We start from the raw sequence: 267 nt of genomic DNA on the forward strand, positions 1-267 counted from the left end.
CAGCACTGCGCACTGTGCGTGCGGGGAGAATCCCTGCTGGTACAGACCCTGAACCCGGAGGCCCCGGTGTTTGTGAACGGGGAACGGATTGACGGGGAACACCGGCTGCAAAACAACGATACCTTGCGGTTGGGCCGCACGACGATCCGGCTGGTGCTGTGAGAAAGAGGAACAACGATGAAACTGACCAAGTGTGAACAGGGACATTTTTACGATTCGGACAAATACCCTGCCTGCCCGTACTGCAATGCGGACTTGCAGAGCGAA

Annotated in this window: 1 protein-coding gene; it reads left to right on the forward strand. The window is 57.3% G+C overall.

The window, feature by feature from the left end; genetic code table 11:
* Window positions 1-12: 12 nt before the first annotated feature.
* Complete coding sequence (locus H6B10_RS19080) at window positions 13-162, forward strand: FHA domain-containing protein (RefSeq protein ID WP_430661781.1); 150 nt, start codon at window positions 13-15, stop codon at window positions 160-162.
* Window positions 163-267 lie beyond the last annotated feature (105 nt).

It is taken from the genome of Gemmiger formicilis, assembly GCF_016901605.1.
Lineage (GTDB): Bacteria > Bacillota > Clostridia > Oscillospirales > Ruminococcaceae > Gemmiger > Gemmiger formicilis_B.